We start from the raw sequence: 14,513 nt of genomic DNA, 5'->3' as shown, positions 1-14,513 counted from the left end.
CACAGGGGCGGGCCTTGGTTTAGGGGACATGGGCTTCGGGGGTGAGGGGCTTTCACACCTGGGGTGTGGGGCGGCTGCTGATGGCCCCGGCCATTGGGTGGTCGAGCCAATCAGTCAGGTGGCGTCCCCTGCCGGATCGGCGTGATCAGCGCCGACGAGTGGCTTCGTTCGCTGCCGTGTTCGCGGGTTGCGCCGGTGCCGAGGGCGGGGTCCTGTTCTTGCCTCGGGCGGGTGTGGCGTGGATGTTTCCGGGGTCGGCGGGCAGGTGGGCGAGGCGGCGCAGGCGCCAGGTGAGGACGTCGCTGATCGAGGTGGCGCTGTCCAGTTCCCGGTGCCGGGTGGCTTCGGTGAGCAGGGTGGCCGGATCGTGGCCGGCGGCGTGGGCGTCGGCGAGGGTGGCTGCCAGCGCGGGCCAGCCGGGCTCGGCCAGGACCTGTTCGGCAAGGTCGGGGACCACCTGGCGCAGAACGGCAGCGTGCCGCTGCTGCAAGGGCTGGGGCAGGACGCGGCCTCGCTGGCGGAGTACGGCTATGGGCTGTGCTGCGGCGGCCTGGTAGGCGGCGCGCAGGTGCTCAGCGGCCTGGCGTGCGGCTTCGGCCTGCTGGGCGTGGTGCTTCTTGCCGTGCCAGTTCGCTGCCGCGATGGCGAGGAAGAACGCCATGTCGATGAGCATGGCCGTGGTGGCGCCGTCTTCTCCGCGGCCGAGGGCCGGTCCGCTGTGGACGAGGTCCCGGGCAGCCTGCCGCAGGGCGCGGTCGTGCCCGCGAGCGGCTCTCACGTGGGAGCGGGTGGCCCGCTCGAACGAGGAGGCCGCGTCCCGCAGCTCCTTGCGGGTGTGCGCGGCGGAGGACTTGGCGAGCGCGTCGAGCACCTCCCCCATGGCTGCGATCTGCCCCGCGATCAGGCCGTCGTCGTCGCCGTTGTCGATGACGAGCAGCGCCTGCCAGGCGGCAGTGGTGGCGCGGCGTCGTGCGAACGCGGGGCCGGTCACCGGCGGCAGGGTGGGACGGTCCTGGTCGCTGCTGTCGTCGGCGGTCTTTGCCGGGGTGGTCCAGCGTTCGCGCATGCGGGGCAGGGACAGGTCCGGGGCGAGCTTCGACCCGGAGAAGTAGACGGGTTCGCCGTTCTTGTTGCGGTCGTCGGGCAGGGCGACGGTGTAGCCGAGGACATCCCCGGACGGTGCCTTCCGCTGCCGTACGAGGAGGCCGGCAGAGGCGAGGCGGTCGAAGAACTCCTCCTCGCCCTGGGCGCCGGCCACGGCACGGCGGACGGTCTCGCGTAGTTCCTCCCTGGGGGTGCGTTCCCGCTTGTTGCGGTCGGCTTTGTGTCGTTCGGCGCTGGTGGGGCGTTGGGCGGCGGTTCCGTCACCGGCGTTGAGGCGGCGCAGGCAGTAGTCGGCTTCGATGAGACGGGCTTCGGTCTGGGAGCGTTGGGCTTCGTTGTGGCGGCGGGGCCGGCGGCCGTCCTCGCGGACGGTGGTGGCGATGATGTGGATGTGGTCGTCGGCGTGGCGGACGGCTGCCCAACGGCAGGCGGCGGTGTCGCCCTCGGGGGCTATGCCGGTGGCAGCAACCATGCGGCGGGCGATGTCGCCCCACTGCTCGTCGGTGAGGATCGGGTCTTCGGGCGCGGCACGTACGGACAGGTGCCACACGTGCTCGGTGGGGCGCCGCGACTCGGGCAGGGCTTCGACGGGCTGGTCGAGGAGCCTTTGCAGGTCCTCGTAAGTGGCGGCTGGGTTGCGGCCGGGGTCGGGGACGAGACCGTCCCAGGCGGCCACGAGGTGGGGGTCGGTGTGCTCTTCGTGGGTGCCGGGCCCGTAGAGGTAGCGGATCAGGCCGATGGTGCGGCTGCCCATCTTGTGGATGCGGGGGATCATCCGGTGGGAGCTTCCGTCGCCATGTAGCGCTGGGTGAAGTCCTCCACGCGCTGGGCGGTCCGCTGGACGGCGTCGAGGACCGCCCGGGCGTGCGGGGCGTCGGCGCCGGAGTTCAGGACGGTGGCGACCTGGTTCAGGTTCTTGCCGATCGGGCCGAGGGCCCGGCGCAGCGCGAACAGCTCGCTGACGATCTCCCGACGGGTGGCGATCTCGGCTTCGGTGCGGTCGAGATCGCGTGCGGCCTTCAGAGCGGAGTGGGCGAGGAAGCCGGCGATGCTCATGCGGCAGGCAGAGGCCGCGCGGACGAGGAGCTGGTACTCGTCGTCGTTCATGCGGCAGCTGGGCTGGTGGGTGCGCTTGTTCTCGGCGCGCAGGCGTTCGCGCTGGCGCGCGTGGGATGTCGTCGGCGCGGCGTGCGTGCAGCGCGTGGTGTGGCAGGTGTGCTGTCCGTCCCTGCCCGGGTGTGGTCCGCCCTCGGCCGCATCCCGAAGGACCGGCGCCCCCTGGTGCCGGTCCTCCGCCGCCACCCCTGGGGCGGGGGAGCCCAGAGCATTGCTCCCGACGGGAGCAATGCTCTGGGTACAACTTGCTGCGCTGGTACCGGTGGGGAGCGGCTGGCTACTGCTGAGGTGGCAGGGGTCTTCGCGGTGTGCTTCGTGCATGCGCTGGTGCTTTCGTGGGATAGGTGTGCTGACGGGTTCATACGCGGTGGTGGTCCGCGCGGGACGGGAGGCTGTCGTCTCCGACAGGGCGATCCGGACTGCCGGACAGCACCGGTGCGGAGGTGCATGACGCGCTCCGGTCGGCCGGGGCAGTTGAGTTGGCCTTGCGGGCGGAAGGGGCATCCCCGCCCCGGTCCAGCCCCCGGAGCGGGCCTGTGGCCTGCGGAGACTTTGGGTCACTCGGGGTGAGGGCGAGGGCCATCGGCGGTCGTCTGGTCCGCGCGCAAGGCGGCCATGAGCTGGGTGAGGCGCTTCTCGCTGATGCCGAGGTTGGCGTCCCTGATGGTCGAGCGGACCAGGTCACGGGTCGGCTTTCCGTGCGCTTCGATGGCAGGGCGGACCAGGTCCAACAATTCGTTCAGTTCGGCCTCGGGTGGACGCCCGATACGGATCCGGCGCGGTTCGTCGGGCTGGGCGTTCGGCTCCTCTGGCGGGCCGGCCGGAGCCTGCTCCTTGGTACCCGGATCCGGATCCGTGGTCTGGTCGGCGTCTTGGTCTGCAGGAGGCTCGAAGGCGGAGCCGGGTGCGGTCGTGGATTGCCGGGTGATGAGGATGTGGAGGTGGACCGCGCCAGCGAGGGCCAGTGGGGCCAGGGTGGAGAGGATGCCGACGGTGACGTCGCCCAGGCGTAGGCCGCCGCCCGGTGGAGTGAGTTGGTTGAGTCGGATGGCATGGAGGGCGTTGGCCCAGATGCTGGCAGTGGTCGCGGTCCCGAAGAGGGTCCAGACGTACAGGCGGGCGCGGTAGGGCGCGGTGCGCAGTACGAGCAGGGCGCGGACGCCGTAGGCGATGAAGCCGTCGATCACCAGCGGGAAGAGGTAGGTCAGGTACCCACGGACGTGGATGGCGACGGCCATCTGCTGGAGCGCGTCGTACGAGAGCGCGCATCCGGCGGCGCCGAGGGCGAAGATCGCGGCCCGGTCCCAGGCCGTGGTGCGGGGGAGAGGTGTGTAGGCGTGTGAGGTCAAGCGGGGTCTCCAGAGGGCCCCTCCACCGCGAGCTGGGTGCGGGCGCGGAGGGCGGCGTGAACGGCAGGGGTGAGGTGTTGGGGTCGCCGGCGCTCGTCAGGAGGGGCGCGGGGCGGACCGGCGGCGGTCGGTGCCGCTGAGGATGACGCGGTCGGTCATCTCGGCCAGGCGGGAGGCGACGCGGTCGCCGACGGCGTCGCGCAGGGCCTGGGTGGGGAGGTTGGTGGTGATGAGCGTGGGGAGCACCTCGGTGTAGCGGCGGTTGATCAGCCGGTACGTCAGCTCCTCGGTCCACTCGGACTGCTTGGCCGCGCCGAGGTCGTCCAGGATCAGCAGCGGGCACCGGCCGAGTTCCTGGATCTCCCGTTCGGGGTCGTGGTTGGGCCGCGGGCGGAGCTGAGCGTGCAGGTCGGCGGAGGTGACCGCCTGCCAGCGCAGCCGGACCCCGGCGATGAGCAGGGAGCGCACGGCACCGTACGCCTGGTACGTCTTGCCGGTTCCGGTGGGGCCGACGATCAGCAGCGAGGGTCCGTACGAGATCCCGCGGGTGCCGCCGGGGCCGACCCGGCCCATACGGGCGACCTGCTCCGTCCAGGCATGCACACCGGGGTCGGTGGCAGTGGCCTCGCGGTAGCGGGCGGGGATGCGCCGGTCAGCGAGCTCCAGTGCGGTCACGGGCTCGGACGGTGGCTGGGCAGGGACGCTGTCGGGGTCGATGCCCCGGGCGGCGAGGATCCCGTTCAGGCGAGCCGCCAGGATCCCGGCACGCTGCGGTTCGCGGGTCGCGGTGCTCACAGGGCGCCTCCGTACGCGGCTTCGGCGTCGGCCGGGTTGGCGTAGGTCCGGTGGGCCGGGCGGGCGGGAGCCTGCGTCTGTGGCGGGTTCATGGCCTCGTTGACCAGGCTCGGCAGCACGCTCGGGTGCAGGGCCTTCTCCCGCAGCCGCATCAGACCGGCGCGAATGTGGGCGGCGGCGATGCCGTCAGCGAGGAGCTTCGCGACGGATCGGCCGAGCTGGCCCAGCACCGCGCTCGGCGGGCGGTTGGGACATGCGGCGGCGTATTCGGCGACCATCTGCTGGGCCGAGACGGTCTCGGGTGCGGGGGCGCTTGCGCCCCCCAACGGAGTTGATCCTAGATCCATGATCCTAGGTCCTAGATCCGGACCGTGAGGCCTCACGGACGGCCCGGGGAGCCCTCCCTGCACCCTCATGGAGGGCTCACTGAATTCGCTCTGACCTGCGGAAACCTGGCTCGGTGTGGACTCGCGCCGTTCCGTCGAGCCCTCGCTGAGGGCTCGGTGAGCCTGCAAGGACTCCTCGCGGAGCCCTCCGTGAGCCAGTGGTGAGGGCAGGGGCGTCCGGCCCGCGTCGTGGTGCGGACACACCGGGTGCCGGACGCCGCTGGGGCGGTTGACCTTCTGGTGCTTAGCGAAGGTGACGATGTGCAGGTAGCGCTTGCCGTCCTCGCCCTCGTACCGGCAGATCAGGTCGGCCATGGCGAGCTGGTTAAGGTCGTCCTCGACCTCGATCGGCCCGTGCTCGGGGCGCAGGGACCAGAGCAGGCCCGCGATGACGGCGGCCTGGTCGCGGAAGCGTCCGTGGTCGTCGGCCTGGGTCAGCAGCCCGTAGAAGGTCCGCTCGGCGGCGATGCTGACGGCGGCCAGCGATTCGGAGCTGAAGGCTTCCGGCTTGATGGTGCGGATGCGCGCCATGCCTATCGCCCCGCCTTCGCGCGGGGCGCGGACGAGGTGTGCGGAGCGGGCAGGGGTATGTCGACGGCCGCCTGGGCCGTACTGTGGGGCATATACGTTCCTCACCCGGCGGCGGCAGGCCTGGCAGCCCGCCACCGCCGACTCGATCGTTCAGGAGTGGGCGGTTCGGTAGGGGACTCATCGGCCCTCGGCGTTGGCACGCCGGGGGCCGTTTCGTATTCCCTCACCGGGTCGTGGCCAACATAGCCACACCCGGCGCGCGCAAGTCCAGCGATTCCGGCTACGGAACAGCACCAGTCGAAATCGCGGCCGCGCATTTCTTTAACGATAGAGCCGGATTCCCGACTGACCAAAAAATCAGCCGCAAATAAGACGCGGGGAAGATCGCATCGCAGAAGCCTTGACCGGCGAGGCGTCCCCGATCTATGTTCCCCCGCGCCGGAGCGCCAGAAGTCGTGCCTGGACTGTCTGAAGGGCATCCAGGTGGATCGCGCGAGATGCCCGAAAAGGGGTCTATGGCGCCTTTGCCTTCAGGTGTCGCGAAGTGCCGCACTCCCATTTCGCCTGGTGCGAAGCCGCACGGCGAGGCTTTATACACCCGAATCCCCGGTTACGAAAATCTCGGTTTCCAAGCTACAACTGACGTATGCCCCGACGCCCCACGGAAATCGGCCCTGCCGGAGAACGGACCGCCATTGCCATCGAGTACCTCCGCATTTCGCGCGGCTTCGCCCAGCGCGAGCTCGCCGACCGCGTGACCGCGCTCGGCCACCCCATGACCAACACGATGCTGTCCCGCATAGAGCGCACCCGGCGCCGCTGCGACGTCGACGACCTCGTCGCCATCGCCGCCGCCCTCGGGGTCTGCCCGCTCGCCCTGCTCCGCGGGACCTCGTAGACCAACCGGTGTCACAGGGCCTCGGTGTGCCAGCACCGCCGCCCGCTCCAGTGACCCGAACGCCCACTCCTGAACGATCACACGGCGCCCGCCGGCCTGCCCGTATGCCCGGCCCCGCCAGACAAGGGACCTTCTTGCACCGAACCGCCATGTCCGTCATCCCTCGCGCCCTCGGGGCAGACCGCACGCGCCACGGCCGAGGTGGTGCCCGATGACCAAGCGCACGCCGCACGGGGATCCCACGCTGCCCCGCCTGTTCGGCCCCGAGGAACTGGCCAGAGCCCTCGGCTGCTCCGCCTGGTGGGTCCGCGACCGGGCCCGACGCCGCCTCATTCCGTTCGTGTACGTAGGTGGGGCGTACCGCTTCACCGCGGACCATCTCGCCGAGATCATCCGCATCCACGAGGAGCGGCCGGCGACAGCCGCGCCTTCGACTGAGGCGCCTGCTCCTCCTCGTAAGCCTGCATCCGTACAGGCCCGCTCCGCTGGCCGAAGTGGCACCTCCGAGTCCCGGCCCCGGCTGGTGGCCAGGCCGCCTCGCCGCCTTCTGAACGCGCAAGCCCGCTACGAAACCGCTGCCTGACCCGACACCCACGACAGAGAGGGGGACATGTGGGATACGCGGAAAAGCGTGCGACGTACTGGCGGGGCCGGTACAAGATCACCGAAGGCAAGTACGGCACGGTGCAGGACGACACCGGAGCGGTGGTCAAGTTCGCCACCAAACGGGAGGCCAAGCAGGCCGCAGACGCGGCCGAGGTCACGGTCCGCCGAGGTGACTGGCGTGACCCGACGCTCGGACACGAGACGTTCGGCGAGTACGCGAGCCGCTGGTACGACGTCCAGGACCTGGCCGCCTCCACCATGCAGAACTACCGGCGCCACATCGAGGAACACCTGCTCCCCGAGTTCGGGGAGCAGGCGCTCGCCGGCATCCTCCGCACCGACGTCGACCGGTGGGAGAAGGCGGAGAAGGCCGTCTACGCGGCCTCGAGCGTGAAGACGTGGCGGGCTACCCTGCACCTCATCCTGGCCGACGCCGTTGAGGATGGCCTCATCGGCGCCAATCCCGCGACGAAGCGCCGAGGCCGGGGCAAGCGGGCCGGCCGCTCCCGCGACCGAGGCCCGGAGAAGGTGGTCACCGACGCGCTCGGCGCCCTGCTCATCGCCGAGCGGGCGGCACTCCTGTCGGGCCGCGACGACGAGTTCGTCGCCGTGATCCTCAAGGCGTACACCGGCATGCGCTGGGGCGAAATCGTGGGATGGGAGACGGAGTTCGCCAGACCGGGCTCCGCACGGGTCGAGTGGCAGCTGTACGAACTCGACTCGGGCGAGATGGTGCGCTGTCCTCCCAAGGACGACAGCTACCGCACCATCGACCTCCCGGACTGGCTCTCCGCCCTGGTTGCGAACCACATCGTGCGAACCAAGCCGACACCCTGCCCGTGCCACGGCAGGACGTACGTCTTCCAGGGCCAGGGCACCGCGCGGACCGGCGGCCACCAGGGAGCCAAGCTCGTGGACGTCGCCCGCAGGGCCGAGGTGTCCACCGGCACGGTCTCCAACGTGCTGAACCACCCCGACCGGGTCCGGGAGGCCACCCGTGCCCGGGTCGAACTCGCCATCCAGGAGCTGGGCTTTGTGCGCGGGGGGATACCGAGTGAGTACGCCGCCCACTGGCGCCGCAACGGCTTCGCCACCTGGCTGTTCCAGCCGGCCGCCACTGGCTGGTACCCGAAGAAGGCCCCGCAGGAGGCTCGCCCGGTTCCGCTGCTTGGCGACCCCTGGCCGGGTGTCCCCGTCCGAGGCCGCAACGCGCACGGCCGCGCGGATGCCTGCTGGACCCCCATCGCAAAGGGCCTCACTCCGCACGGCCTCCGACACTCCCACCGGACGGTCATGGAGGACCTGGGCACGGAAAAGGTCCTCATGGACGAGCGCATGGGCCACATCGATGGCTCCGTCTCGGCTCGCTACGCCCACGTGACGCCCGGCATGCGTCGGCGCCTCCTCGCGGGGCTGACCAGCCAGTGGGAGGAGGCGATCCGGGCCCGCCGGGCGCTGAGTCCCCGCTCCTCCGTCACCGCCCTCGACCGCCTGCTGCGAGCAACCGTGTAAGGAACAGGTGACGCTCGTGGTGCCGGCTGCCCGCGATCCGCAGCCGGCCCTGGGTCGCGTACGGGCCGAGGCGTGGGGCTGTTCGGTCGGGCGTCGCCAGACACGTACGCGCGGAGCCTGACACCAGCACGTGTCAGGCTTGGGCCGTCATGGGGCGTCTAGATCGGGGAGGGGCCGTGACGGAGGACCAGACGGTCGGGGAGCATTTGACCGGGTACGCGGCGATCCTGGTGGACGCATGCGCCACGGGCCGTCGGCTCACGCGTGATGAACTGGACGCGCGGCGCGATGCGGGGGAGCGGGCCGCAGAGGCCGGGATTGGGCTGCGGAGCCTGGTACGAGCCCATCTCAGTGCAGCTCAGGAGGTGCGGCCGGCCCTGTCGCCGTCCGGAGCGGACCATCTGCTGGCGGCTGTGGAGCAGGCCGTGGACGCGTTCGCCGGGGGCTACGAGCGGGCTCAATACCAGGCGGTTCGCCAGGAAGAGGCAGTGCGCCGCGAGTTCGTCGACGACCTGCTGTACGGGCGCAGCGACCTGGGGCGGCTGGCGGAGCGGGCCGCGCGCTTCGGGCTGCGCCTGTCGCAGGCGCATGCGGTGGCGGTGGCCCAGGGATCCGAACCGTACGGAGAGGGCTATCCCGTCGCGCGCGGCATCGAGGCGGCCGTGCTGACACGGTTCGGGAACCGGGACATCCTGCTGACGACGAAGGACGGCCGGCTGATATGCGTGGCACCGGGTGACCAGCCCGAGGTCCTGGCCTTCTTCGCGAAGCAGGCGTACGCGGCGACCGACGGCGGCCGGGTGGCGATCGGCCGTGCGCATGCGGGCGCCGGAGGCGTCGTCCACTCCTACGAGGAAGCCCTCAACGCCCTTGACCTCGGCGAGCGGATGGAGCTGGAAGATCCGGTGCTCCACGCCGCCGACCTGCTGGTCTATCCGGTCCTGGCTCGCGACCGGGAGGCCATGGCCGACCTGGTGGAGGCCATGCTCGGGCCGCTCCAGCAGGCCCGGGGCGGCGCGCAGCCGCTGATCGACACCCTCCACGCGTACTTCGACAGCGGTTGCGTGGCAACCGACGCGGCCCGCCGGCTTTCCCTCAGTGTGCGCGCCCTGACGTACCGGCTCGAACGAATCCACCAGCTGACCCGGGCCGACCCCGCCGACCCGCGCCACCGCTACTCGCTCCAGACCGCCGTGATCGGGGCCCGGCTGCTGGGCTGGCCCGGCTCGGCCGACTGATGGTCTGGCGGGACACGGGTGAGCGGGCCCGGGCACCGTGTGCCCGGGCGTTCATTCTTCGCGGGCGGCGTGCCTGCCGTTCGAGGTTGCGAGCAGGTGGCGTGGGTCCGTGGCGCGAGTGATGGCGCTCTCCACGGCGGCCACCCGGTCGGCGAGCAGGCCGAGGGCGGCCACTGCCCGGCTCAGGGGGTCGTCGCCGGAGCTTCCGAGTGCCTGAGCGCGGACGTACGAGGTGGTGATCTCGGACCAGCGGGCCGCCTGACGTTCGGCGAGTGTGCCGCGGAGGGCGCCGAGCTTGAGGAGGTTGGCCTCGGCTCCGGTGGTGAGGGTCTGGGCCTCTGACGTGTAGTGGTCGTCGATTACGGCGATCAGCTCGGCTTCGTTCATGGCGGGCGAGATGCGGGCCACGATCTTGTTCATGTTGCGGTACGAGCCTTGGAGCCGGAAGGGCGGTTCGGTGCGGCTGGCCTCGCTCTGGGCTGCGGAGGCGATGTAGGCGTCGTTCACCGCGAGGACCGTGCCCCGGGCGATGAATAGGTGGCGGAGCACGGCGAGGATCCGGTCGAGTTCGGCCGGCGGGTAGGGGTGGGTGAGTCGGTCGCGCCGGGCGGTCGGGTCATCGGCGGCGAGCCGTACGAGCAGCTCCAGGTCGGCGCGGTCGCGGGCGGCGAGTGGGGCGAGGACCGGGTTGGAGGTGAGGGCGTTCTCGACGAAGCTGAGGGCGAAGGCGTCCTCCTTGCCGGTCAGTACGTCGCCGAGGTTCCAGACGTCGGCGCGGTTGGCGAGCATGTCGGGGATGCTGAAGCGCTGCCCGGACTCGGTGTACGGGTTGCCGGCCATGCAGACCGCGAAGCGCTTGCCGCGCAGGTCGTGACCGTTCAGGGTGCGGGTCGCGTCGCACAGCGGGATGAACTTCTGGAGCAGCTCGGGCGAGGTGTGCTGGATGTCGTCCAGGTAGAGCAGGACGTTGCTGCCGGCCGCGAGGGCGAAGGCGATCTTCTCCAGCTCCCGGCGGGCGGCGGCGTCCGGGGCCTCGGCCGGGTCCAGCGAGGTGGTGTGGTGGCCGAGGGCCGGACCGTCGACCTTGACCAGGAGCAGCCCGAGGCGCTCGGCGACGTACTCCATGAGCGTGGTCTTGCCGTATCCGGGCGGTGAGAGGAGCAGCAGCAGACCGCTGTTGTCGGTGCGCTTGGCGTCCCCGGCAGCGCCCAGCTGCTTGGCGAGGTTGTCACCGATGAGGGGCAGGTACACCTCGTCGACGAGTCGGTTGCGGACGAAGGAGGACATGACCCGGGGCCGGTACGCGTCGACGTGCAGCTGCGTGCGCTCGGATGCGAGGAGGGCACTGCGGTACCGCTGGTAGGCGCGGAAGCCCGGGACGGCTTGGGCGGTGAACTCCGCGGTGCGGGCCAGGAACTCGTCCAGGCGCAGCGTGAGGGAGCGTCCGGTGATCCGTGGGTGGGCGCCGAGGAGCCCGGCTACGGTGGCGGTGGTCTCGCCGGTGGTGTCGTAGCGCTTCAGGGAGGGGCACAGTTCGACGGCCGCGGCTTCGGCGATGTCGCCCGCGTCGATGTGTTCGCCGCAGGCCGCGGCGTAGGCGGTGAGCCAGCCTTCGACGAGGTGCTGCCGTGTTCCGAGGTCGGGCAAGGCAGTGAGCTCATCGTCGTAGGGCGAGGAGCCCACGCTGCGCCGGAACTTGTCGAGGAGCACACGGGCCGAGGCGGAGACAGCGAACCCCGCGGGTCCTGTGGTCAGCTCCTCGAAGAGGTACTCGGCTGCGCGTGCGGGATCGGCCGCCTCCGGGGCGAACCTGGCGAGGTCCTCGGCGATTTCGGCTTGCAGGCCGTCGATGGCCGGCGCGAGCCCGAAAGTGTCGCGAGCCCGCGCCAGAGACATCGCACGGCGGATGAAGGAGTCGCGGGACTCGGCCGTCGTCGCGTGGGCCCAGAAGAGTGTGGCCGCCGCCCGCTCGCGTGGCGGGTAGCGCAGCAGCACGGCGGACTCGTGCAGTTCGAGGAGCACGCCCAGGATCGCGGTGGCGTCGTGATCGTGGACGCCCCGCTGGTAGCCCTCGTCGTACGCGGCTTCGGCAGCCTGACGCACGAGTGCCGGCAGGTCGGCTGCGGCGAGGGCTTCCGTGCCGTGTTCGGCGAGCAGCCGGGCGGCGAGGTACTCGGCCCGGTACACGTCGGGCGATTCGGACGGCAGCAGCCGGTCCCAGTAGGGGCGGGTGGCGGCGAACTCCGGGTCGGTGACCGGCCGGCGGTAGTCGGTGCCGGTCAGGGCGAAGGACAGGCCGTCCTGGTGCGGTACGAGGGTCAGTTCGGCGGCTTGGCGGGTGACGGCGAAGCGGTGGCGGCCCAGGCGGATCGTGTCGCCGCCGTCCGCGAACAGCTCGCTGCGGTCTCGCAGGGCGCGTGCGGCCTCCTGGCGGGCGGCCAGCAGGCGGCCCTCCAGTTCCTCCGCCCGGACCGAATCTCCGAGCTGCCGCAGCTCGTCGGCGGTGCGGCGGACCTTGGCCGCCATCGGGTCGGATGCGAAGTAGGTGTGGATCTCGTCGGGGCTCTCCAGTCCCGACGCGCGACGGGTGACCGTCTCCAGGACCCGGCGGGCGGAGTCGGCGAGGGTCTCGGCGCGCCGGGCGCGGGCATCCCGGAGGGTCTGCTCGCGTGCGGAGAACGCGTCGTGGATCTCGGTCCGCTTGTCGGTGATCGCGGTGAGGAACGCGTCGTGCTCGGCGAAGCGTGACTCCAGGTTCTCCAGTTGGAGCAGCAGCCGGGCACGCTGTGCCTCGCACTCCTCGGGAGTGCCGGCCGCGGCGAGGGCGCCGGTGACGGCCTGGCCGAGCAGCGCGAACTCGGCCGCGAACTCGGCCCGCCCTTCCTGGTCGAGGAGTTCGCGGCGGCGGGCGGCCAGGGTGGCTCGGGCGTGGTTCAGGCTGCCGAGGACCTCGGCGATCCGCTCCAGGATGGTGGTGCGTACGGTCGCGTCACCGACGTCCAGGCCTGTGACGACCTCGACCAGGGTCTGTAGCCCGAAGGCCCGCTCCTCAAGCCGCTCCGCGACCGGGGCGGCCCCGGCGACGGTGGTGATCGCCTCGGCGTCGGCGGCGAGCCGTTCGGCCTCGGCGTGGTGGTCGGTGAAGGCGTCCTCGCGGTGCAGGAAGGCCACGGCGCGCCGGGCGGTGGAGGCGATGTCGCTCTCCACGTCGCCGGCCAGGGCGTCGATGCCCGCCGTGTCCGCGTACTGCATCTCCTTGAGGGTGAGCAGGTGCCCTTGTGCGCGGCGCAGCTCGGTAATGCGGTCGATCCACTCCTCGGCACCGGCCGGGGACTCGCCTCGGATGCGCCGGACCAGCCGGGCGATCTGCTGGGCGGACTGGGCGAGCGTGTCGGAGGCCTGCCGGGTGAGGGCCCGGACTGTCTCGGACTCCTCAAGAACCTGTGCGGCGGTGGACCGGACCGCCTCCAGGGGGCCGCGCAGGCCGGCTTCCGGTTCGCCCAGCCAGTGGTGGAGGTCGGCGGCCCGGATGCAGGCGGCGACCAGGGTCTCGTAGATGGTGCCGGTGGGAGTGGTCTCGGTGGACTGGCGGGCGATGGACAGGCAGTCGGCGATGCCCCGGACCAGGTCGGCGTTGCCGATCCGGCCGAGCGGGCCGTCGCCCATGGACACGGGGTGGGTGTCAGAGACGTACGGGGTGTGCCAGATCTGCACCGGGTGCGCCCCGGCAGGCTCGTTGGCCTCGGCGCGCAGAACGACAAGGGTGCCGTCCTCGAAGAGTGCGTGGCCGTGGCAGGAGATCGGGGTGGCGACCTCCTTGCGGATCAGGTTGTAGGGCAGGAGCAGGCTCCGTCCCTGTGTGCGGTCGTGGAAGACGTACAGCACGTCCTCGCCGTTGGGGGAGTGGACGGCGCGCTCGAACTCCAGGTCCGAGGTGTCCGTGTCGCCGGCGCCAAAGGTCTTCACCGTGCCCGAGGCGAGGCAGTAGCCGCCGGGGAAGACGATGCCCTGGTCTTCGGGAAGCCGGCGGCAGGACCGGCCGATGCCGTCGAGGCGGACCACGGCGTTCGTGACGGCGTTGAAGACCAGGTGGCGCGGTGTCTCCTCCTTGTAAGGGCGGATCCGCAGCAGGATGAGCGGGCCCACGGTCGCGTACGCGATCTCGGCGTCGGCGAGGGACTGGAGCGGCTCGTCGACCGGCTCCCGGTGGACGCCCTCGACGCTCTCGGTGTCGTTCCCGGTCTTGACGGTGAGCGCGCCGCCGACCGTCGAGACGAAGATCCGTCCGTCGATGGAGACGTGCGGGTGCCGACCCAGGACGTGGTCCTCGCGCGCCGTCCGCGTCCACTCGACGTCATGGGCGGGCGGGAAGACGTGGTCGCGCTCGCCCCGGGCATCCAGGAACCGCGCCCCGCCCGACGGGGTGAGAGACCAGCGCAGGACGCGCATGTCCTCGGCCCGCTCCCCGGTCTGGAACACGGCCAGCAGCTTGCCGTCGACACCCCGGAGCCGGAGCAGTCGCGCGCCCTGGAAGTAGCGGTGCAGCGCGCCGAATTCCCGTACGAAGGCGGGGTCGTCGAGGAGACCGGGGGCCGCGTCCTCCGGGAGCGGGTTCAGGTCGCGGTCGTACAGATGGAAAACGTCCGACACCGCACGCTCGGCACCCGCGGCCACCGAGCCGTCGTACCCGAAGAGCAGCACGTCCCCGACGGCGACGACGTCGCGGGGCACCACCCTTACGCCCTCGGTGCGCAGGCGCTCAGAACCCGCGAGGGAGAGCTCCGTCGTTCCGAACTCGGCGATCCGAGCGGCGTTCAGGGCCTCGGCCCGCCGGGCCAGCTCGCCGGCCTGCGCCGCCAGCCGGTCGCGCAGCACCTCGTACGACAGCACCTCATACGTACGGGCGTCCATCGCCGTGGCCGTGGTCATGTGTTCCAGCTCCCTCGTATGCAAAGTGGTGCTCCTCCGGAGCCGCCGC

Annotated in this window: 9 protein-coding genes; 3 read left to right on the top strand and 6 right to left on the bottom strand. The window is 71.4% G+C overall.

All coding sequences use genetic code 11. The features are described 5' to 3' along the window. Positions 1-145 precede the first annotated feature (145 nt). The 5 genes from OG276_RS16560 to OG276_RS16540 all read right to left on the bottom strand — a co-directional run bounded on the left by OG276_RS16560 (position 146) and on the right by OG276_RS16540 (position 5,281). Entirely contained in the window at positions 146-1,879 is a 1,734-nt protein-coding gene (locus OG276_RS16560; protein ID WP_266906191.1) for a relaxase/mobilization nuclease domain-containing protein, read from the bottom strand. Beyond that, positions 1,876-2,211, bottom strand: coding sequence for a plasmid mobilization relaxosome protein MobC (locus OG276_RS16555; protein WP_266906189.1), 336 nt, complete (start codon positions 2,209-2,211; stop codon positions 1,876-1,878). The genes OG276_RS16560 and OG276_RS16555 overlap by 4 nt, the downstream gene beginning before the upstream one ends. Before the next feature lie 566 nt (positions 2,212-2,777). Continuing rightward, a complete protein-coding gene (locus OG276_RS16550; protein ID WP_266906187.1) occupies positions 2,778-3,569 on the bottom strand; it encodes a DUF2637 domain-containing protein in 792 nt (263 codons plus the stop codon). A gap of 96 nt (positions 3,570-3,665) precedes the next feature. Further along, positions 3,666-4,364: an ATP-binding protein gene (locus tag OG276_RS16545; protein ID WP_266906185.1), complete on the bottom strand. Its 699-nt coding sequence runs from the start codon at positions 4,362-4,364 to the stop codon at positions 3,666-3,668. Further along, the gene (locus OG276_RS16540; RefSeq protein ID WP_266906183.1) at positions 4,361-5,281 is read right to left on the bottom strand and encodes a hypothetical protein; all 921 of its coding nucleotides are present in this window, start codon (positions 5,279-5,281) and stop codon (positions 4,361-4,363) included. Before OG276_RS16540 ends, OG276_RS16545 begins: the two co-directional genes overlap by 4 nt. A gap of 646 nt (positions 5,282-5,927) precedes the next feature. Between OG276_RS16540 and OG276_RS16535 the strand changes: the two genes are divergently transcribed. The 3 genes from OG276_RS16535 to OG276_RS16520 all read left to right on the top strand — a co-directional run bounded on the left by OG276_RS16535 (position 5,928) and on the right by OG276_RS16520 (position 9,535). Beyond that, positions 5,928-6,179, top strand: coding sequence for a helix-turn-helix domain-containing protein (locus tag OG276_RS16535; protein ID WP_266906181.1), 252 nt, complete (start codon positions 5,928-5,930; stop codon positions 6,177-6,179). Between the two features lie 612 nt (positions 6,180-6,791). After that, a complete protein-coding gene (locus OG276_RS16525) occupies positions 6,792-8,297 on the top strand; it encodes a LacI family DNA-binding transcriptional regulator (RefSeq protein ID WP_266906177.1) in 1,506 nt (501 codons plus the stop codon). 176 nt (positions 8,298-8,473) lie between these two features. Next, positions 8,474-9,535 carry a CdaR family transcriptional regulator gene (locus OG276_RS16520; protein WP_266906175.1) on the top strand — a complete coding sequence of 354 codons (1,062 nt, stop codon included), beginning with the start codon at positions 8,474-8,476 and terminating at the stop codon, positions 9,533-9,535. Positions 9,536-9,586: 51 nt separating this feature from the next. On the opposite strand, the gene OG276_RS16515 is transcribed toward OG276_RS16520, so the two are convergent. Then, positions 9,587-14,464, bottom strand: coding sequence for a DNA repair ATPase (locus OG276_RS16515; protein WP_266906173.1), 4,878 nt, complete (start codon positions 14,462-14,464; stop codon positions 9,587-9,589). Positions 14,465-14,513: the final 49 nt, after the last annotated feature.

This window comes from Streptomyces sp. NBC_00086 (assembly GCF_026343255.1).
Classification (GTDB): Bacteria; Actinomycetota; Actinomycetes; order Streptomycetales; family Streptomycetaceae; genus Streptomyces.
The sequence above is the reverse complement of the archived record's forward strand: the minus strand, read 5'-3'. Positions and strand labels throughout refer to the sequence as shown.